1 protein-coding gene is annotated in these 754 nt (G+C 52.9%); it reads left to right on the top strand.

Translation table 11 applies throughout. The annotated features are described in order from the left end of the window. Window positions 1-627 precede the first annotated feature (627 nt). The coding region (locus tag GV827_RS23215; RefSeq protein ID WP_164356709.1) for a creatininase family protein at window positions 628-754 on the top strand (127 nt) is incomplete at its 3' end.

Here is a 754-nt window from a genome sequence, read left to right on the forward strand (position 1 = left end):
TGCATAGCTGAAGTGGTCCTAAGCTGGTGAAGGTTTCTATCCGTTCGCGCTTCATCGCATGTACGACATCTGGGTGGGTTACGTGAGAAAGGGGGGGTACCCCCGAGTAGGGTCGGCGGTTGCTAAATTGATGAACGCGGCCCCATACCGAAAACCCGCTGGGAAGCGCTCAGACGACCGGCTCAGCCGCCTGATGCCCTTACCATAGATGAGACCGCTCGATGCCCAGTATGGGTTTAAGGCTGTCTGGTGTGGAGAAGCTTCATTCCATTTTCATGGTGGACGGAGAGCGAAGAAGGCCCATGACCCCTTCCCCAGATAGCGGACCTTGGCTGAAAATGGGACGAAGTCGGGTTCGCGGAGAGGCTGTGTAAAAACCATCGGGCAGATTGAAAAGTAACGTAAATAGCCAAATTTATGGCCTCTCTTGTCGATCTGAGCGATGAATACATCGGCCACCGAAAACGAACAGCACCAAAAGCAACCAAATTCTGAGTCTTCACACAACCTCCGGACAGAGCCGACATTAGCACCCAAGCGACATTGACCTTTATTGCCAATCGCGGTGATCGTTATCCGTCGACCCGTGAAACTGGTCACAGCAATTGAAAAATGGGAGAGGGTCATATGATTGAAGTGGACTGGGCGCGGCTGAAAGCGCATGAACTGCGCGCTTTGGCAAATGAGAACGCAGTTGTGATTTTGCCCATTGCATCGATCGAACAGCACGGGCCGCATTTGCCTGTGATGACCG

The organism is Sulfitobacter sediminilitoris, assembly GCF_010667575.1.
Classification (GTDB): Bacteria; Pseudomonadota; Alphaproteobacteria; order Rhodobacterales; family Rhodobacteraceae; genus Sulfitobacter; species Sulfitobacter sediminilitoris.